Origin of the sequence: Pseudomonas sp. RIT-PI-q, assembly GCF_001297125.1 — a bacterium.
In the GTDB taxonomy this organism is placed as follows: Bacteria; Pseudomonadota; Gammaproteobacteria; order Pseudomonadales; family Pseudomonadaceae; genus Aquipseudomonas.
On sequence record NZ_LHPC01000057.1, the window covers coordinates 22,534 to 40,740 of the forward strand.

At 62.3% G+C, this 18,207-nt stretch carries 20 protein-coding genes; 2 read left to right on the forward strand and 18 right to left on the reverse strand.

Annotated features, from left to right (window positions below):
- The first annotated feature begins 31 nt into the window (after positions 1 to 31).
- Positions 32 to 1,237, forward strand: coding sequence for an MFS transporter (locus tag AEQ67_RS30780; RefSeq protein ID WP_059407517.1), 1,206 nt, complete (start codon positions 32 to 34; stop codon positions 1,235 to 1,237).
- Between the two features lie 135 nt (positions 1,238 to 1,372).
- A complete protein-coding gene (locus tag AEQ67_RS30785) occupies positions 1,373 to 2,260 on the forward strand; it encodes a LysR family transcriptional regulator (protein ID WP_059407518.1) in 888 nt (295 codons plus the stop codon).
- A gap of 92 nt (positions 2,261 to 2,352) precedes the next feature.
- Here the strand turns inward: AEQ67_RS30785 and phnP are convergent, their stop codons facing one another.
- The 18 genes from phnP to AEQ67_RS30875 all read right to left on the reverse strand — a co-directional run bounded on the left by phnP (position 2,353) and on the right by AEQ67_RS30875 (position 18,205).
- Positions 2,353 to 3,102 (reverse strand): phosphonate metabolism protein PhnP, encoded by a 750-nt coding sequence (gene phnP / locus AEQ67_RS30790; protein WP_059407519.1) that lies wholly within the window; start codon positions 3,100 to 3,102, stop codon positions 2,353 to 2,355.
- Positions 3,093 to 3,662 carry a phosphonate metabolism protein/1,5-bisphosphokinase (PRPP-forming) PhnN gene (phnN, locus tag AEQ67_RS30795; protein WP_059407520.1) on the reverse strand — a complete coding sequence of 190 codons (570 nt, stop codon included), beginning with the start codon at positions 3,660 to 3,662 and terminating at the stop codon, positions 3,093 to 3,095. The genes phnP and phnN overlap by 10 nt, the downstream gene beginning before the upstream one ends.
- Positions 3,662 to 4,807, reverse strand: coding sequence for an alpha-D-ribose 1-methylphosphonate 5-triphosphate diphosphatase (locus tag AEQ67_RS30800; RefSeq protein ID WP_059407521.1), 1,146 nt, complete (start codon positions 4,805 to 4,807; stop codon positions 3,662 to 3,664). Before AEQ67_RS30800 ends, phnN begins: the two co-directional genes overlap by 1 nt.
- Positions 4,797 to 5,516, reverse strand: a complete 720-nt coding sequence (phnL, locus tag AEQ67_RS30805) for a phosphonate C-P lyase system protein PhnL (protein WP_059407522.1) — start codon at positions 5,514 to 5,516, stop codon at positions 4,797 to 4,799. Before phnL ends, AEQ67_RS30800 begins: the two co-directional genes overlap by 11 nt.
- Before the next feature lie 28 nt (positions 5,517 to 5,544).
- The gene (phnK, locus tag AEQ67_RS30810) at positions 5,545 to 6,354 is read right to left on the reverse strand and encodes a phosphonate C-P lyase system protein PhnK (protein WP_059407523.1); all 810 of its coding nucleotides are present in this window, start codon (positions 6,352 to 6,354) and stop codon (positions 5,545 to 5,547) included.
- The gene (locus AEQ67_RS30815) at positions 6,351 to 7,217 is read right to left on the reverse strand and encodes an alpha-D-ribose 1-methylphosphonate 5-phosphate C-P-lyase PhnJ (protein WP_161807494.1); all 867 of its coding nucleotides are present in this window, start codon (positions 7,215 to 7,217) and stop codon (positions 6,351 to 6,353) included. The genes phnK and AEQ67_RS30815 overlap by 4 nt, the downstream gene beginning before the upstream one ends.
- Before the next feature lie 13 nt (positions 7,218 to 7,230).
- Positions 7,231 to 8,307 (reverse strand): carbon-phosphorus lyase complex subunit PhnI, encoded by a 1,077-nt coding sequence (locus AEQ67_RS30820; protein WP_059407525.1) that lies wholly within the window; start codon positions 8,305 to 8,307, stop codon positions 7,231 to 7,233.
- On the reverse strand, positions 8,307 to 8,897 hold the full coding sequence (gene phnH, locus AEQ67_RS30825; protein WP_059407526.1) for a phosphonate C-P lyase system protein PhnH: 591 nt from the start codon (positions 8,895 to 8,897) through the stop codon (positions 8,307 to 8,309). Before phnH ends, AEQ67_RS30820 begins: the two co-directional genes overlap by 1 nt.
- Positions 8,897 to 9,346: a phosphonate C-P lyase system protein PhnG gene (gene phnG / locus AEQ67_RS30830; protein WP_059407527.1), complete on the reverse strand. Its 450-nt coding sequence runs from the start codon at positions 9,344 to 9,346 to the stop codon at positions 8,897 to 8,899. The genes phnH and phnG overlap by 1 nt, the downstream gene beginning before the upstream one ends.
- Before the next feature lie 11 nt (positions 9,347 to 9,357).
- Positions 9,358 to 10,062 carry a phosphonate metabolism transcriptional regulator PhnF gene (phnF, locus tag AEQ67_RS30835; protein ID WP_082378001.1) on the reverse strand — a complete coding sequence of 235 codons (705 nt, stop codon included), beginning with the start codon at positions 10,060 to 10,062 and terminating at the stop codon, positions 9,358 to 9,360.
- Positions 10,063 to 10,099: 37 nt separating this feature from the next.
- Positions 10,100 to 10,894, reverse strand: a complete 795-nt coding sequence (phnE, locus tag AEQ67_RS30840) for a phosphonate ABC transporter, permease protein PhnE (protein ID WP_177333694.1) — start codon at positions 10,892 to 10,894, stop codon at positions 10,100 to 10,102.
- Positions 10,895 to 11,024: 130 nt separating this feature from the next.
- Positions 11,025 to 12,035 carry a phosphonate ABC transporter substrate-binding protein gene (phnD, locus tag AEQ67_RS30845; protein ID WP_059407530.1) on the reverse strand — a complete coding sequence of 337 codons (1,011 nt, stop codon included), beginning with the start codon at positions 12,033 to 12,035 and terminating at the stop codon, positions 11,025 to 11,027.
- A 42-nt stretch (positions 12,036 to 12,077) separates the two neighbouring features.
- Positions 12,078 to 12,911 (reverse strand): phosphonate ABC transporter ATP-binding protein, encoded by an 834-nt coding sequence (phnC, locus tag AEQ67_RS30850; protein WP_059407531.1) that lies wholly within the window; start codon positions 12,909 to 12,911, stop codon positions 12,078 to 12,080.
- 684 nt (positions 12,912 to 13,595) lie between these two features.
- Positions 13,596 to 14,003, reverse strand: a complete 408-nt coding sequence (locus AEQ67_RS30855; protein WP_059407532.1) for a hypothetical protein — start codon at positions 14,001 to 14,003, stop codon at positions 13,596 to 13,598.
- Between the two features lie 14 nt (positions 14,004 to 14,017).
- Positions 14,018 to 15,220 carry a c-type cytochrome biogenesis protein CcmI gene (ccmI, locus tag AEQ67_RS30860; protein ID WP_059407533.1) on the reverse strand — a complete coding sequence of 401 codons (1,203 nt, stop codon included), beginning with the start codon at positions 15,218 to 15,220 and terminating at the stop codon, positions 14,018 to 14,020.
- On the reverse strand, positions 15,217 to 15,687 hold the full coding sequence (locus AEQ67_RS30865) for a cytochrome c-type biogenesis protein (RefSeq protein WP_059407534.1): 471 nt from the start codon (positions 15,685 to 15,687) through the stop codon (positions 15,217 to 15,219). Before AEQ67_RS30865 ends, ccmI begins: the two co-directional genes overlap by 4 nt.
- The gene (locus tag AEQ67_RS30870) at positions 15,684 to 16,220 is read right to left on the reverse strand and encodes a DsbE family thiol:disulfide interchange protein (RefSeq protein ID WP_059407535.1); all 537 of its coding nucleotides are present in this window, start codon (positions 16,218 to 16,220) and stop codon (positions 15,684 to 15,686) included. The genes AEQ67_RS30865 and AEQ67_RS30870 overlap by 4 nt, the downstream gene beginning before the upstream one ends.
- Complete coding sequence (locus AEQ67_RS30875) at positions 16,217 to 18,205, reverse strand: heme lyase CcmF/NrfE family subunit (RefSeq protein WP_059407536.1); 1,989 nt, start codon at positions 18,203 to 18,205, stop codon at positions 16,217 to 16,219. Before AEQ67_RS30875 ends, AEQ67_RS30870 begins: the two co-directional genes overlap by 4 nt.
- Positions 18,206 to 18,207: the final 2 nt, after the last annotated feature.

Sequence of the window (18,207 nt, forward strand, 5' to 3'; positions counted from 1 at the left end):
GCGCATTCCCATCTGTTCAGCGAGACACGTTATGAACCCAGCAACCCAGGTGCCCCACGGCACCGCGACAATGACCCGAAGCATGGTGCTGCTGTTCGCCTTTTGCTGCGGCGCGATCGTCGCCAACATCTACTACGCCCAACCGATCATCGGCCTGATTGCCCCGGACATCGGGCTGACCAGCACCATGGCCAGTTTCATCGTTTCGCTGACCCAGATTGGTTATGCACTCGGTCTGTTCTTTCTGGTGCCGCTGGGTGATCTGCTGGAGAACCGCCGGTTGATGATCATCACCACCGTGGTGGCGATTGCCAGTTTGTTGGGCGCGGCATTTACCGATCAGCCGAACGTGTTTTTGTTGATCTCGTTGCTGGTGGGTTTCAGTTCGGTGTCGGTGCAGATCCTGATTCCGCTGGCGGCGCATTTGGCGCCGGAGGAATCGCGTGGCCGTGTAGTCGGCGGGATCATGGGCGGTTTGCTGCTGGGAATTCTCCTGGCGCGCCCCGTGTCCAGCGTGGTGGCCGACCACTTTGGCTGGCGGGCTATGTTCGTCATTGCGGCGGCGTTAATGGCAGCGATCAGCGTTGTGCTGGCCCTGACCATTCCCAAGCGTCAACCTGACCACAGCGCGTCTTATGGCCAATTGCTGGGTTCGCTGTGGACGCTGTTGCGTCAACAACCGGTATTGCGTCAGCGTGCCTTTTACCAGGGTTGCATGTTCGCCACGTTCAGCTTGTTCTGGACCGCCGTGCCGCTGGAACTGGCGCGTAATCATGGCTTGTCGCAAACACAGATCGCGATCTTCGCCCTGGTCGGGGCCATCGGTGCCATCGCCGCGCCCATCGCCGGTCGCCTGGCAGATGCCGGCCACACCCGCATCGCATCTTTGCTGGCCCTACTGTTCGCCAGCTTGAGTTTCCTGCCCGCGTTCATCCATCCGGCTTATAGCGTCATCGGCCTCGCGGTAACGGGCGTGGTCCTCGACTTCTGCGTACAGATGAACATGGTCCTCGGCCAGCGCGCGGTCTACGCCCTCGACGCCAAGAGCCGCAGCCGCCTGAATGCGCTGTACATGACCAGCATCTTCATCGGTGGCGCGTTTGGTTCTTCGGTGGCCAGTGCGGTGTATGAGCATGGCGGCTGGTTGTGGATCGTGATTGTCGGCAGCGCGTTTCCGCTGTTGGCGTTGTTGCGGTTTTTGAGTGTGTCGGAGAAGCGTTCGCTCGCTACCGCGTGAACCACTGTAGGAGCCGAGCTTGCTCGCGAAGACGTCGGTAAATTCAACATTGACTTGACTGACCGTCCGCTATCGCGAGCAAGCTTGCTCCTACAGTGGGTTTCTACAGCCATCAGATTTACACAAGGACTTTAGATGGATCGCCTGGCCGCAATGGAAACCTTCGTGTACGTGGTGGAAACCGGTTCGTTTTCCGCCGCCGCACGACGCCTGAATATCGGCCAGCCCGCCGTGTCGAAAACCATCGCGCAACTGGAAACACGGCTGGCGGTTCGGCTACTTTTGCGCTCCACCCGTGGCCTGACGCCCACCGAAGCCGGCCTGGCGTTTTTCGAACGGGCCAAGCGTGCCATCGAAGAAGTCGATGAAGCCGACAATGCCGCTCGCGGTGCCGCCAGCGGCCTGACCGGCAACCTGCGTATCTGCGCCGCCGTGACCTTCGGCCGGCTGCACATCGTTCCGCACTTGGGGCCATTTCTCGAACAGAACCCGGCGCTGAACATCGACCTGATGCTGGATGATCGCAACGTCAATCTTGTGGAAGAAGGCGTCGATGTTGCCCTGCGGCTGGGCGCGCAGAGCGATTCAGGCCTCACTGCCCGCAAGATTGCCGAATGCCGGCGCGTGGTGCTGGGAACGCCCGCCTATTTTGAAAAGCACGGCGAACCCACCAGCCCTGTCGATCTGAGCAAACATCAGGCAATCGTTTACTCCCTGGGTGGCGGTGCCCATTGGCAATTCAAGAAGGCCAGCGAAGAGCAGTCAGTCATCATCAGCGGCAGGATTCGCGTCAACGCCGCCGAGGGTCTGCGTGCAGCTGTTTTGGCCCATCAGGGGCTGACCCTCGCGTCCGAATGGATGTTCGCGCCGGAGCTGGCCAATGGTGACGTCAGGGCTGTGATGACGGATTGGACGTTGGCCGATCAGGACCTGTGGGCGGTGTTTCCCACCGGCAGAATGGCCAGCGCGAAGGCCCGGGTGTTTGTGGAGTATGTGCAGGGGTTGTTGGCTCAGGAGAGCTGACTCAATCAAGATCAAAAGATCGCAGGCTTCGCCAGCTCCTACAGTGACCGCGTACACCGGTAAATCATCGTCGTATGCGATCTTTTCTGCGCCTAAAGCACACACCCATCAAATCCAACCCTGACATTCCCCGGCAGCTCGCTCTGGTGCTGCATCAACCACGCATCCAGCGTATGCCCGACATGCGTCAACACCGCCAACGCCGGTTGCAACTCCTCGATACAGCGCAACGCCAGGTTCAGGTCGTTGTGATTACGCGGAGTCTGGGGCTGCGGCGGCATTGAGCAGTCGAGGACCAGCAGATCCAGCGGTTCGCGTTGCAACCGGGCTGTAGTCGCTGGTGGCAGGCCAACGGTGTCGGTCAGGTACGCGATCCGTCGCCCCTCGCCTTCCAGCAGATAACCAAGGGTCGGTTTTGAGTGCTGCAGCGGTAATGCCGTGACGCTGAGCGTGCCGAACAGCCGGGTTTCGAAGGCGTTGAACGGTTGGCTGAAATCGAGAATTCCCGGATGTTTATAGAGGTCCGCCAGGCCTTCGGGGTCCACCGGACCGTGCACCGGAATCACCAGGCCCTGGCCCCAGCGCAGGTGCAGCAAACCCTGGGCATGATCGGCGTGGTAGTGGGTCTGGAAAATGCCGTTGAAGCTGCGCGGCGGGAAGCGTTCGGTCAGGTCGGGCAGGCCGCTGTCGATCAGCCAGCGTTGATCGCCACATTCGATCAACGCGCTGCACGGGCGCCTACGCAAGCGCTCATCGTTGCGAGCCAGATGGCAGGCCGCGCACTCGCAGCCGTAGACCGGGACCTGTCGGGCGTCACCGGTGCCCAGTAATGTCAGGCGCATACGGGTTGCCCGTCGACGCAGGCCAGCAGGCGTTCGACTGTGTGTTGCAGTGGCCCGGAGTTGTCAATCAGGCACAACGCCGGATCGTTGTCTTCGAACAGGCGTTCGCTGAACCGCACATTGCGCGCCAGCCGCGCATCAATCTCCGCGACGGATTCACGCCCCCGCGCCAGCAAGCGTTGACGCAACACGGCTTGATCCACAGTCAGCAACAACACCAGCACGTTTGGATAACGCAGGCGAGTGGCCGGCAGATGGCCGCGCGAGCCGTTGACCAGCACGTCCTGCCCTGCCGCCAGCCAATCGTCGATTTCGCGAGGAATGCCATAGGCCAGACCGTTGGCGTGCCAGCTCAGGGCAAACGCGCCCCGGGCATCCATCTCGGCGAACTGCTGCGCACTGACACCCAGCGCCGCCTCCCCGACGGCTTCCGCCGAACGCGTGATGACCCGCCGCACAATGCGGCAACCGCGCTCGTCCAGCCGCGTTCGCGCGGCATCGAGCAGGCTGTCCTTGCCCGAACCCGAAGGGCCGATGAGATAGATCAACCTGCCTGCCATCAAAAAACCCTCTTCGCTTGGCGCCAGACTTGTTGCACCACCGGCAATCCGTCCTGGGTCTTCGCTTGCAGCAGATCCGCGCGCAAACCGAGCGCAATCTCGCCGCGATCGCTCAGCCCCGCCGCACGCGCCGGTGCCAACGAGACCATGCGCACCGCCTCGGCCAGGTCGCACTGATTATCCAGGGCCGCCAAAGCAAACGCCGCTTGCATCAGACTGGCCGGGTAGTAGTCGCTGGAAAGAATATCCAGCAACCCTTCAGCGGCCAAGTCTGCGGCGGCGACGTTACCCGAGTGAGAGCCGCCGCGGACGATGTTCGGGGCGCCCATCAGCACGCTCATGCCCAACTGCTGGCAACCCCGCGCAGCCTCCACCGTGGTCGGGAATTCGGCGATGGTCATGCCGTAACGCGCCGACTCTTCGACGTGCTCCAGGGTTGCATCGTCATGGCTGGCGACTGACAGGCCACGCGCCAGGCAATGCTCGACAATCGCCGCCCGATAGCGATCGCTGTACTCACGGGAGTTGGCTTTTTGCAGGACGATGAACTCATCCATCAGCGCCTTGCTCAGGTGGTACTTGCCCATGTAGTATTCACGGTACTTGGACTCCAAAACGAATTGACGCTGGCCCGGCGAGTGGTCCATCACCGACACCAGTTGTACCAGCGGATGCTCTACCAGATCGCGGAACACGCTCAGGGTATCGGGGTGGCAGAGTTCGCAACGCAGATGCAGACGGTGCTCGGCGCGGGTCAGCCCGACATCGGATGCGCCGGAAATCGCCTCGAGCATGGCCGGCAATTTCTGCATGCGATTGCCCTTGGGATTCACATCGCCGATGGACACTGCATCGAACACCGTGGTTATACCGGCCGCGATGATTTGCGCATCATGGCTGAGCACCGCCGAGGTCGACGGCCAGTCCACGCCGGGACGCGGGGTCATGTGCCGTTCCAGGTTGTCGGTGTGCAACTCCACCAACCCCGGCAACAGGAAATCACCGTTGAGGTCCTGTGCCTGAGGTAGTCGGCTCGGGCCTTCGGCGATGTCGGCGATCAAGCCATCACGCAGCACCACGGAACCGAGGAACACACGGTCAGCGGTGACCAGTCGGGCATTGCTGAGGATCTGTTCAGCGGGCATCGGCGTATTCCTCATGGTTCACGGCAGCAGGGGTCATGTCGAGATGGCGATCGGCAACCGCCTCACGGGCAGCGCGGTCGTGGAAAATACCGATCAACGCGGCACCCGCCTCTTTCGCTTCATTCATCAGTTCCAGCACCACTTGGCGATTGGTCTCGTCGAGGGAAGCGGTGGGTTCGTCGAGCAGCATCACCGGCCAGGCCACCATGAAGCCACGGGCGATGTTGACCCGCTGCTGCTCGCCACCGGAGAAGGTGCCGGACGCCAATTGCCAAAGGCGTTGCGGAATGTTGAGTCGGCTCAGCAACAACTCGGCACGCGATTGCGCCAGCGATCTGGACCAACCGCGAGCCAGCGCCGGCTCCATCACCACGTCCAGGCAAGCGACGCGCGGGATCACCCGCAGGAACTGGCTGACATAGCCCAGCGTCTGCTTGCGCACCTGAAGAATCTCCCGGGGCTCGGCGCCCACCAGCTCCAGCCAACGGCCTTGGTCCTGCACGCGGATGCTGCCGCCCGCCGGCAGATAGTTACCGTAGAGGGTGCGCAACAAGGTGCTTTTACCGGCACCGGACTGACCATGCAGCACCAGGCACTCACCGGCCTGCACACTGAAATTCACCCCGCGCAGCACGTTCAGGACCACGCCATTCTGTTGATGCAGGGTGAAGGTTTTCGAGAGGTCACGGACCTCGATCAAGGTATTCATCGCTCGGATTCCACAGATTGACGGGACTTCACGGCTGCAACACCGAAGACACCAGCAGTTGCGAGTAAGGGTGTTGCGGATCGTCGAGGATCTGGTCGGTCAGGCCGGTTTCCACCACCCGCGAGCGCCGCATCACCATCAACCGATCCGCCAGCAGACGGGCCACGGCCAGGTCGTGGGTGACGATCACCACCGCCAGGTCCAGCTCACGCACCAACCCGCGCAGCAGGTCGAGCAAACGGGCCTGCACCGACACGTCGAGGCCGCCAGTCGGTTCGTCCATGAACACCAGGCGCGGGCTCGACACCAGATTGCGGGCGATTTGCAGACGCTGTTGCATGCCGCCGGAGAAGGTCCGGGGCAAGTCGTCGATACGCAGCGGGTCGATTTCCACCTGGCTCAGCCAGTCGATCCCCGCCCCGCGCAGTTGCTGGTAATTGCGTACGCCCTGGGCCATCAGGCGTTCGCCAATGTTGGCGCCGGCCGAAACGCCCATGCGCAAACCGTCGCGAGGGTTCTGTTCGACGAAGCCCCATTCGGTGCGCAGCAAGGTCCGGCGTTCGGCTTCACTGGCGCTGTAGAGGTCGAGCCACGCGCCGTCCTTGCCGCGATAGCCGATGCTGCCGCGCTGGGGCGGCAAGCGTCCGCTGAGCAACGAGAGCAAGGTCGATTTGCCCGAACCGGACTCACCGACGATCCCTAACACTTCACCGGGATACAGGTCGAAACTGACGCCTTGGCAACCCTTCTCCGGGCCGTACAACAGCGACAGGTCGCGCACTCGCAGCATGGGCTCGGCAGTGGCCGTGGACAGATCATTTTTCAGCGCCTGGTTCATTGGCCCTGCTCCTGCTGGCTGACGCGCTGGGCGCAGTAATAGGTGTCGGAACAGACGAAACTCTGGGTCCCGGCGTCGTCGATGATCAGCTCGTCGAGGAACGAATCGTGGCTGCCACACATGGCGCAGCACTCGTCCCACTGCTGCGCTTCGAAGGGGTGATCCTCAAAGTCGAGGCTGGTGACTCTGGTGTACGGCGGCACCGCGTACAGACGCTTTTCACGCCCCGCACCGAACAGCATCAGCGCCGGGCTCATGTCGAGTTTCGGGTTGTCGAATTTGGGGATCGGCGACGGGTCCATCACGTAGCGTTCGTCGACCATCACCGGATAAGCGTACGCGGTGGCGATGTGGCCGAAGGTCGCGATGTCTTCGTAGAGTTTGACGTGCATGACTCCGTAATCATTGAGGGCGTGCATGGTCCGGGTCTCGGTTTCCGATGGCTCAATAAAGCGCAACGGTTCCGGGATCGGCACCTGATACACCATGATCTGATCGGCGTGCAGCGGCGTTTCCGGGATGCGGTGACGGGTCTGGATCACCGTGGCGTCCGGGGTACTTTCGGTGGTCGCGACGCCCGCAGTGCGTGCAAAGAAGCGGCGAATCGACACCGCGTTGGTGGTGTCGTCGGCGCCCTGGTCGATGACTTTGAGCACGTCGTCGGCACCGAGAATCGCCGCGGTCAATTGCATGCCGCCGGTGCCCCAACCGTAAGGTAACGGCATCTCGCGGCCGCCAAACGGCACCTGATAACCGGGGATCGCCACGGCCTTGAGCAAGGCGCGGCGGATCATGCGTTTGGTCTGCTCGTCGAGGTAGGCGAAGTTGTACGCGGCGTCGCGCGCTGGTGCCCCGCCCGTCATGGAGTTGCTCAGGTCATTCATGGCTGTTGGCCTCGGCAGGCTTGCGCAGTTTGCGGATCAGTTCCAGTTCGGCCTGGAAGTCCACGTAGTGAGGTAATTTGAGGTGCGAGACAAACCCGGCGGCCTCGACGTTGTCGCAATGCATCAGCACGAATTCTTCCTGCTGCGCCGGGGACTCGATCTCTTCGTTGAACTCCTTGGCGCGCAGTGCGCGGTCGACCAGCGCCATGCCCATGGCCTTGCGTTCGGCATGCCCGAAGGCCAGGCCGTAGCCGCGCGTGAACTGCGCTAGCTCAGTGGCCGAACCGACGAACTGGTTGACCATCTCGCACTCGGTGACTTCGATGCTGCCAAGGTTGATCGGGAAGCCCAGCTCTTCAGGATCGATCCACACCTCAACTTCACCGATGCGAATCTCGCCGGCGAACGGGTGGTTGCGGCCATAACCGCGCTGGGTCGAATACCCCAGCGCCAGCAGAAAACCTTCATCGCCACGGGCCAGTGCCTGCAAGCGCTGGGCGCGGCTGGCGGGCAGTTCCAGCGGATCGCGAGTGATGTCCGCCACTGTGTCGCTGTTGTCGGATTCGTTCTTGATCAAGCCTTCCTTGGCCAGCAAACCGAGGACCCGAGGGCACGGTTCGAGGCTGGCGTTCGGCGTGGTTTGCGGCCCCGGATATTCACCTTCGGCGAGCAGCGCAAAGTCCAGCAGGCGATGGGTGTAATCGAAGGTCGGTCCCAGCAACTGGCCGCCCGGCACGTCTTTGAACGTGGCGGACAGACGCCGGCTGAGCTGCATGTTTGAGGTGTCGATCGGCAGGCTCGGGCTGAAACGCGGCAACGTGGTGCGATAGGCGCGCAGCAGGAAGATCGCTTCGACCAGATCCCCCGCCGCTTGCTTGATCGCCAGCGCGGCCAGTTCTTCGTCGTACAGCGAGCCTTCACTCATCACCCGCGCCACAGCCCGCGGCAGTTGCTGGCGGATCTGCTCGACGCTCAGTTCAGTGATCGCGGGGTCGCCCCGGCGCTTTTTCGCCAGCAGACGGTGGGCATTGTCGATGGCCTGTTCGCCACCCTTGACGGCTACGTACATCAGACACGCTCCTGTGCGATGCGGGTGCTGCGTGGCAGGCCGATCAGGTCATGGCCGGCGGCGAATAACAGGTCCAGTCCGCGAGGGAATTCGTTGCGTCGTTCGCGTTCGGACCAGAAGCCTTCGGCCACCGGCAGCGCGACGCCGTGCTCGGTTTCGATGCCCGGACCGCGCCACGCCAGCCCTGCCCCGCCGTCCAGGCTCGGCAGCTGAACCAGCAAGGTGCAGGACTGATCGGGGTAGCGGTCGTTGCCATGATCGAAGCCGCTGAGGTCGAGCAGGTCCTCGGCGGCGAGCAAGGCAAACCGCGCGTCTTCACGGCTTACGGTCAGCGGGCAGCCACAATGGAACGCCAGGTTGGCGCGAATCAGCGGCGTGTCGAAGGACGGCGCCAGCCACAGCGGCGTGTCGACGTCCAGCAAGGCCAGGCACAACGCATAGGTCGCTGGCGCCAGCCCTTCAAGGCTCGGCGTGGCGTGCAAGGTCTGGATCAAACCGGGACCGGCGAGTGCCTTGAGTGCCGCGCGAAAACCCCGTTGGGCATCCAGTACCGGGTCGGGAAACGCCGGTTGCAACAGCTGTGCGCTCATCAGTTTTCTCCTCGCACGAGGGTGAAGAATTCGACTTTGGTGGCGGCGGTGTCCGCCTCTTTTTGCGCCCGGCGTTCGGCCTGGGCATTGGCCAGCGGCGTGATCACTTCATCGAGCCAATGGCGCTGTTGCGTGCCTTGCAAATGCGCGTCGGCCAGGGCGGCCAGTTCGGCGTGGACCTTGTCGCGGCCCGCCAGATAGCTGTAGCCGGTACGGCCATCGGCCAGGCGCACCACGCAACGGGTCACGCTCATTTCGCCGACGTTGAACGGCGCACCGTTGCCGCCCATGCGCCCACGGACCAGGGGCATGCCGATTTCCGGGGCGCGGATCAGTTGGTATTCGATGTCGCGCAGTGCGGCTTCGTGGGGCTGCAATTCACTGCGACGGGCGCGGGCCAGCACGCCGATCCAGTGTTGCCGCTGGGCGTGAGGAGCAAGGTTGTTCATTAAGATCTCCATCAAGTGACGACCTGATACTGGAAGCGATCCGAACGGCTGGTGGACTGCGCCAGCTCCACCGGGTGACCGTCGCGGTCGCGGGAAAGGGTGAACACACTCAGCGCCGGCAAATGCCGGGGCATCATCAGCAACGCGGCTTCTTCGCGGCTGGGCAAACGGGCGCCGATCAGGCTCAGGGTGCGAGTCAGTGGCATGTCGCGTTCGCTCAGGTACTGGCGCAATGAGCCGCCGGTGTAGTCCGCCAGCAGCGGCGCGTGGCTGGCGCAGTAGCGATGGCGGATCAGGCTGACCGGTTGGTGATCGAGCTTGCGCAGGGTCTGCAATTCGATCATTGGCGCCATCTCGGCAAGCCCCAGGTGCGCCGCTTCTTCGCGGCTGGCGAAGCAGTAACGGCGCTTCAGCAGGACCGCTTCGACGCCCAACCCCTGAGCCGACAAGGACTGGCTGTAGGCGCTGTCGGCGGCCATGGGGTAAATCAGCGGGCGCTCCAGCACTTGCGTGCCTTTGCCCTGCCGGCGCAAGAGACTGCCTTCGAACACGAGCTCATCGATGGCGCGGCGCAAGGTATGGCGGTTGACGCCGAAGCGTTCGGCCAACTGCACCTCGGCCGGCAGGAAGTCCCCAGCCTGATAATCGGCCAGTTCACGGCGCAGGATGTCGGCCAATTCGCGGTACACCGGCTCATCTTGTCTAGACAACTGCATGCTTAAAAAAAAGCGCCCAGGGGCACCCCTCCGAAATTCAGATGAACTGCTTGCGCAGGCGTTGCGAGAGGATGTCGATCAGGCTCACGACCACGATGATCACCAGCAAGACCGCACACGTCTGAACGAACTGGAAGGCGCGGATGTTCTCCCAGAGAATCACCCCGATCCCGCCGGCACCGACCATTCCCACCACCGTCGCCGAGCGTACGTTGGCCTCGAAGCGGTACAGCGCGTAGGACACCCACAGCGGCATCACTTGCGGAATCACCCCGTAGATCACTTCTTGCAGGGCACTGGCACCGGTGGCGCGAACCCCTTCAACCGGGCCCGGATCGATCGCTTCGACCGCTTCGGCAAACAGCTTGGCGAGCACGCCGGTGGTGCTGATCCACAGCGCCAGTACGCCGGCGAAGGGTCCCAGGCCGACGGCCACGACGAACAACATGGCGAAGACCATTTCGTTGATCGAACGGAAGGCGTCCATCACCCGACGCAGCGGTTGGTGGATCCACCACGGGGTGATGTTTTCCGAGCAGAGAATCCCCAGGGGGATCGAGCAGACAATCGCCAACACCGTGCCCCACAGGGCGATTTGTACGGTGACGATCATTTCCTTAAGGTAGGAGCGCCATTCGTGGAAGTCCGGCGGGAAGAAATCGGCGGCGAAGGTCGCCATGTTGCCGGAGTCGCGGTACAGCGCCATCGGGTTCATCTCGGCGCCGTGCCAGGCCCAGGCCAGCAGGACCAGGAACAGGCCCCAACCGGCGTACTGCGGCCAGGTGCGCTTGCCGACAGCTTCAGCGTGCAGAGTGGTCATGAGTTCCCTCAACGTGGGAGGTCGGAGGTAGGAGCGAGCTTGCTCGCGATGGTCGTTAACGATGACGCGGGGAACCTGGAGAAGCGCGGCGCTCTTGAGTTCTTCGCGAGCGAGCTCGCTCCTACAGGTTCTGTGTCGTGGGTCAGCCAGCGTTGGCGGTGGCCTTCTTACTGGCCTCAAGTGAAGTCAGGCGCTCTTGCAGCTTGGCCAGCTCGGCATCGATATCGGCCAGGCGCTTGGCCTTGTCGGCCGCTTCAAGCTTGGTGTCGGCATTGATCGTGGTGCGCTGTTTGAACAGTTCAAGCTGACGGATCGGCAGCAGCTGGTCGTCGCTGGACTTGAGGAACTTGCCCAGCTGCATGCCCGCGAGCACGGCTTTCTCGGAGTCGGTGTTGCCGTAGTTGAAGATGAAATCGCGGATCTTGGTCTTCTCGCTATCGCTCAGGGCCTTGCTCCACACCAGCGGGTCAGCGGGGATCAACGGCGACTTCCAGATCACCTTGAGCAGTGCAGCCTTGTCCGGCTGGGTGACTTCCAGACGGTCCCAGCTTTCGGTGTTGAAGGTCGCGACATCCAGTTGCCCTTTGGCCACGCTCAAGGCGTTGACCTCATGGCTGGAGTTGAGGGTGCGCTTGAACGCCGTGGCCGCATCGACGCCGTTCTTGGCGAACACGTAATAGCCCGGCACCAGGTAGCCGGATGTCGAGTTCGGATCACCGTTGCCGAAAGTCAGGGACTTGGCGTTCTTGAGCATGTCTTCCACGGAGTTGATCGGGCTGTCCTTGCGCACGATCAGCACGCTCCAGTAACCGGCGGCGCCGTTGGCGGCAGCGGTCTGGGCGAAAATTTCGCCGTTGGAACGGTCCACTGCTTCCATGGCGGCCTTGTTGCCCAGCCAGGCCACATCGACCTTGTTGAAGCGCATGCCCTGGATCAGCCCGGCGTAGTCCGAGGCGAAGGTGGCGTTGATCTTCAGGCCGGTTTTCTTCTGCATGTCATCAAGAAACGGCTGCCAGATGCTCTTCAGGTTCTGCGAGGATTCGGTGGACATGATGCCGAAGTTGATGGCTTTTTCTTCAGCCTGGGCGGTGCCCAGTACACAACTGGCGAGCAACGCGGCGCCAGCAAAAACGCGACCGATACGGTTCAACATGGAAAGGATTCCTTGGGGTGCGCTATAGGAAAAAGTGGGTGTTCACACGCGAGCCAGCACCAATCGGGGGGCGGGTTCGGCGCGGCGGGTCTGGTCGGAAAACATCAGGCTGGTGTCGATGTCGGCACCGTACAAATCGTTGAGGAACTGGCTGCTCAGGTCAGCCGCGAGGCCGTCGAAATGAATCCGTCCGCCCTTGAGCGCCACGGCGCGGGGGCAATAACGTGTGGCGTAATCGACTTGATGCAGGGTGACTACCACGGTCTTGCCGTCGCGACGGTTGATGTCGGCGAGGATTTCCATGACCTTGCGTGCGGACTCCGGGTCCAGCGAGGCGATGGGTTCGTCGGCCAGAATCACTTCGGCGCGCTGGGTCAGGGCCCGGGCAATCGCCACTCGCTGTTGCTGACCGCCGGACAAGGTCGAAGCGCGCTGCGCCGCCAGATCGGCCAGGCCGACGCGGTCCAGCGACTCCATGGCGAACTGTTTTTCCTCGGCATTGAACAGGCTCAAATTGCCACGCCAGCGCGGCATGCGCCCCAGGCAACCGAGCAGTACGTTGTCGAGCACGCTGAGGCGGTTGACCAGGTTGAACTGCTGGAAGATGTAGCCGATGTCGGCGCGCAAGCGGCGGACTTTGCCATTCAGCCGGCCGGAAGCCTGCACTTCACGCCCCAGCACCTTGACGCTGCCGCCGTTGTTGCGATCGCAACAGGCCAGGCCCGCGAGGTGCCGCAACAACGTGGACTTGCCGGAGCCGGGAGCGCCAATCAGCGCGACCATCTCACCGGTAGCGATGGTGAGTTCGAGGTCGACCAATGCAGTTTTGCGCGCAAAGGTCTTGTTCAGATGATCGACATGGATAGCTGTGTTCATGGGCTTCTCTGTCTGGTTGAACAGCCGTCCATGGCCGTTTTGAAGTTCAACCGACTTTAGGCACGGGCTGTGTCAGCCCTATGACTCGCACATGTCGCTGGATTAACTATTTGATGAAGGTTTTGTGAAAGGTTGAGGTGGCTTGCTCCCTGTGTGCCCCCTGCAGGAGCTGGCTTGCCAGCGAAGGACGTTAACGATGACGCGTTTCATCAGGATAAACGTGGCGCATTTGAGTGCTTCGCTGGCAAGCCAGCTCCTACAGGGAATGGGTGGATTCAGATGTCGCGGTCGCTGGATATCCGAAGACAAAGCCACACCAGGGTCCGCTTGGCTTGCCCCCTGTAGGAGCTGGCTCGCCAGCGAAGGTCGCCAACGATGACGCGTTTCAACCGGGTAAACGTAGCGCATTTGAGTGCTTCGCTGGCAAGCCAGCTCCTACGGGGGATGGGTGGATTCAGATGTCGCGGTCGCTGGATATCCGAAGACAAAGCCACACCAGGGCCCGCTTGGCTTGCCCCCTGTAGGAGCTGGCTCGCCAGCGAAGGTCGTCAACGATGACGCGTTTCAACCGGGTAAGCGTAGCGCATTTGAGTGCTTCGCTGGCAAGCCAGCTCCTACGGGGTTCATGCGTTCCCGTCGTTTAGGGGCGCACACAAAAAAGGCGACCCGAAGGTCGCCTTTGCGTCACTGCCCGAACTGCCGTCCCAACCCACCCGGCACTCCATGGACATCCGTCTCTTCCCATCGCCCGTCAGGACTGATCGACCGGCTCCAGCCGTTATCCCAGCGATAATAGGTGCGCTGGCGGTAGAACGTGTTCGGTTGATCATCCAGCACATACACCCCGAGCTTCGGATCCCAGTGACTATCGCCACCCGGTGGCGGCGCGAAGCTGGCCGAGGGGCGCGGCAGCGGTTTGGCGGGCTGGGCCGGCACACTCGGCTTGCTCGGCGTCGGTGACGTAGAGGGCGTGGGCCGGGGCTGCGACGGTGGGATCGGCGGCAGCGATGTCGGCTCGGGCGGCCGTTGGACCGCACAAGCGCTCAGCCCCATAACCAGACTGAGCAGGGTGATACGAGCGATGGCGGTCATGGTGGCGTTTCCTGTTATTTATCCGGACTGTCGATGGTCAGTTGTTGCTGCGCGGTCGTGCTGCTGGCCAGAGGCTGGCTGCGACCGACCCACTCGCCGGCAGTCGGTTGGCCGGCGCGGGAGATGCGCGCAACCAGTTGGACTTCAGGGAAGTTCGACAGTTTCAACTGCGGCATCATTGCGTCGGCATCGCCCAGTTCGACGGTGACGGGCAAGTCGGCCACAGTCAGGCGTTTGGCGGCCAACGGTGCCGGTGGGCCAGAAGTGGCGCGGGCGAAGATGAACACGCTGTCGCCCGGCTGGACCTTGGCCTTGAGCTCAGGCGCCAGATCCACACGCACCTTGAGCAGCGCAGCAGCCTTGGCCGCCGGTGCCTGGGTAACCTTGCCGCCGCTGGCCAGCAGTTTCTCGGTGGCTCGCTTGATCCCGCCTTCCAGCGCGACACGGGAATTGTCCTCCGGCGGCAGCTGCGCCAGCAGGCGATTCCAGTAGTCGATGGCGTCCTGATAACGCTGGCTTTCAAACGCCGCGATACCCAGCAGGCCAAGGCTAGTGACTTCTTTCGGATCGGCTTTGAGTGCTTCATCGGTCAGGGCCTGAACCTTGTCCGACCATTTCTTGCCATCGGCGAAATACTGCGCCTGAGCCCATTGGCCGAGCAGCTCCGGCTGGCGACCGGCGAGGGTCACGGTGCGCTCGAAGAGCTTCGCTGCGTCGCCAGGACGATCCTGAGCCATGTAAGTGCGCCCAAGGAAGTACAAGCCTTCAGCGGAATCCGGCTGAGCCTCGACCGCACGTTCCAAACGACGGGTCATCTCTTCCATCGACTGCGGCGCCTGGGCAAATTCCCGGGTCAGCTCGACCTTGTCGCTGGCACCGAAATGCAGGTAAAGCCCAAGCCCCAGCACCGGCACCAGAATCGCCGCCAGCAGTGGCAACGGTTTGCCCAGGCGCGACACCCGTGGCGCCTCGACACCCTCGGTATCCGCCAGCAATTCACGCGCCGCTTCGGCGCGACCGGTGTCCAGTTGCGCGGCGTCGAGCACACCCTCTTCCTGCTGAGTCTGCAACTCAGCCACGCGCTCCTGATAGAGCGCGACGTTCAGGGCAGTACGATCCTCTTCCAGCTGGGCGCGACGGCCACGCAGAACGGGGATCAGGAGAAAACTCAGGGCAACCAGAAGTAGCAGACCTGCAGCGAGCCAGAAATCAATCATTCTTGGTTTTTATCCAACAGGTGGTCGAGGCGCTCGCGCTCCTCGGCAGAAAGCTCATCCTTGGTGTCAGCGCGTTGCACGCGACGACGGCGGACGATCACGGCGATAATCACAAAACCGCCCAGCAACAGGCCGGCGGGGCCGAACCAGAGCACAGCAGTCTTGGTGGTCAGAGCGGGTTTATAGCGGACGAAATCACCATAGCGATCGACCATGAAGTCGATGATCTGCTGGTTGTCCTTGCCCTCACCCAACATGCGGAAAATCTCTTTGCGCAGGTCTGCGGCGATCGGTGCATTGGAATCGGCGATGTCCTGGTTCTGGCACTTGGGGCAACGCAGTTCTTTGGTCAGCTCGCGAAAACGCTCGCGATCACTTTCCTTGGCGAACTCATAGGTGTCGATGGCAGCGTGCGCCACGCCGGCCATGCTCAAGCCCAACACCGCAGCCGCTATCCAACGCTTCATGGCTTGGCCTCATCGACCAGCGCCTGATACTTGGCCGCTAGTTTTTCACGCCAGACCTGCTCGTCGATCACCCCGACGAACTTGTCGCGGATAATGCCTTTGGCGTCGATGAAAAAGGTTTCTGGAGCGCCGTACACACCCAGGTTCAAACCCAAGGTGCCTGCATCGTCGCGAATGTCCAGCTGGTACGGGTTGTGGAATTCCACCAGCCACTTCAAGGCGTCGGCGTTGACGTCCTTGTAGTTGATGCCGTAGATCACCACGCCCTTTTCGGCCAGCTTGTTCAGCACCGGGTGCTCGACCCGGCAGGAAATGCACCAGGTGCCCCAGACGTTGACCAGCGCCGGTTTACCGACAATGTCAGCCTTGGTCAGGGTCTTGTCGCCCTGCACGGCCGGCAGGGAAAACTCCGGGAACGGCTTGCCGATCATCGCTGAGGGCAATTCGGCCGGGTCCAGGTAGAGCCCGCGATAAAGGAAAACAGCCACCACCAGAAAAATCACCAGTGGCAACAGCATCAACCAACGTCTCATGCAGTGGCTCCCGTCATGCCCAGTGCTTCACGCACACGGCTTTTCACCTTGACCCGATAACGCCGATCCAGTGCCGCCAGCACACCACCCAACCCGGTGAGCAGGCCACCGAACCAGATCCAGCGCACGAATGGTTTGACGTGCACGCGCACGGCCCAGGCGCCATCACCCAGCGGTTCGCCGAGGGCGACGTAGATATCACGGGTGAAACCGGCGTCGATCCCGGCTTCGGTCATCACCGAGTTCTGCACGGTGTACAGACGTTTTTCCGGGTGCAGCACGCTGACTTCCTTGCCGTCGCGGACAACCCGCACGGTGCCCTTGTCGGAGGTGAAGTTCGGGCCTTCGAAGTGCTTGGCGCCTTCGAAGATGAAGTGGTAACCGGCCAGGTCCATGGACTCGCCCGGCGCCAGGCGCAAATCGCGCTCGGCACTGTTCTGGCTCGACAGCACGACACCGAGCGCACACACAGCAATACCAAGGTGGGCGATCTGCATGCCCCAGTAGCTGCGGGTCAGGGTCGGCAAGCCTTTGATCAGGCCTTTGTGGCGAGTCTTGTCGACGATGTCACGCACACCGGCCAGCAACACCCAGGCGGCGAGCATGAAAGTCGCAATCACTGCCCAGTTGAAATCGCCGTAAGCGACGCCCGCCACCACGGCCAACGCGGCGCTGCCGAGCAATACGGGCGTGAGCATGTTCATCAGCCATTTCACCGGCGTGTCTTTCCAGCGCACCAGCATGCCGACCGCCATCACCACCATCAGCAAGCCCATCAACGGAATGAACAGCGCGTTGAAGTACGGCGGGCCGACCGACAGCTTGGCGCCGGTCATGGCATCGAGAATCAGCGGGTACAAGGTGCCCAGCAGAATCATCGACGCCGCCACCACCAGCACCAGATTATTGCCCAGCAGCAGGGTTTCCCGGGACCAGAGGTTGAAGCCGACGTGGCTCTTCACTACTGGCGCGCGCAACGCGAACAGCGTCAGCGAACCACCAACCACAAACAGCAGGAAAATCAGGATGAACACGCCGCGCTCCGGGTCGGAGGCAAAGGCGTGCACCGACGTCAGTACGCCGGAACGCACCAGGAACGTCCCGAGCAAACTCAACGAGAAAGCAGCGATGGCCAGCAACACGGTCCAGCTCTTGAACACGCCACGTTTTTCCGTGACTGCCAACGAGTGAATCAACGCAGTGCCTACCAGCCAAGGCATGAACGAGGCGTTTTCCACCGGGTCCCAGAACCACCAGCCGCCCCAGCCGAGTTCGTAGTAGGCCCACCACGAGCCGAGGGTGATGCCGATACCGAGGAAGGCCCAGGCGACGATGGTCCACGGACGCGACCAGCGTGCCCACGCCGCATCAAGACGCCCGCCGAGCAGCGCGGCGATGGCGAAGGCGAAGGCCACGGAGAAACCGACATAACCCATGTACAGCATCGGCGGATGAACGATCAGGCCGATGTCTTGCAGCAACGGGTTGAGGTCACGACCGTCCGCAGGGATCTGCGGCAGGATGCGTGCGAACGGGTTCGAGGTGAGGATCAGGAACAACAGGAAACCGGTGCTGATCATGCCCATCACCGCCAATACGCGCGCGAGCATGACTTGCGGCAACTGCCGGGAGAACACCGACACCGCGAACGTCCAGCCACCGAGGATCAACGCCCACAGCAGCAACGAACCTTCATGAGCGCCCCATACCGCGCTGAACTTGTAGTACCACGGCAACGCACTGTTGGAGTTGCTGGCGACGTAGTCCACCGAGAAGTCATCGGTCATGAACGCGTAAGTCAGGCAACCGAAGGCGAACACCAGAAAGGTGAACTGGCCCCAGGCTGCGGGTTGAGCCAGGCTCATCCACAAGCGGTCGCCGCGCCAGGCGCCGAGCAACGGCACCACGGCTTGAACCAGTGCGAAGCACAGCGCCAGAATCATGGCCAGGTGGCCGAGTTCGGGAATAAAGATGCCGGAAGTCATGA